The sequence below is a fragment of the Chryseosolibacter histidinae genome, assembly GCF_018598225.1.
Lineage (GTDB): Bacteria > Bacteroidota > Bacteroidia > Cytophagales > Cyclobacteriaceae > Chryseosolibacter > Chryseosolibacter histidini.
In genome coordinates this window covers 1-315 of the sequence record NZ_JAHESF010000105.1, presented here as the reverse complement: position 1 = coordinate 315, position 315 = coordinate 1, and the positions used below count along the sequence as shown (strand labels likewise).

The 315-nt window shown below is 50.2% G+C and carries 1 rRNA gene; it reads right to left on the bottom strand.

Going from position 1 to position 315, the window contains the following annotated elements:
• Positions 1-75 (bottom strand): 5S ribosomal RNA (gene rrf, locus KK083_RS32370); the annotation flags it as partial.
• Between the last annotated feature and the right edge of the window lie 240 nt (positions 76-315).

The following is a 315-nucleotide window of genomic DNA, read 5'->3' as shown; positions in this document are numbered from 1 at the left end:
TACCATCAGCGCTGGTGGGCTTAACTGCTCTGTTCGGAATGGGAAGAGGTGATCCCCACCGCTATAGTCACCTTAAGGTCTTGTGCTTTCGAGCTTTCGCTCGCAAAGCCTTGCAATGTGTTCGACATGGATGATGAAAGAGCAGTACAATAGGTTTTGATAAGTATAGTAGCGGAACGAGCACATAGTGTTTCGTTGTAGTCCCCCCGACTTTGCGCAAGCGCCTTGTCGTGCCCCCCTTTTCAGGGGGACAGAATCTTCGATGAAGATTCAGGGGGTTCGAAGCGTTCGGGTAATTAGTACTGCTCAGCTTTG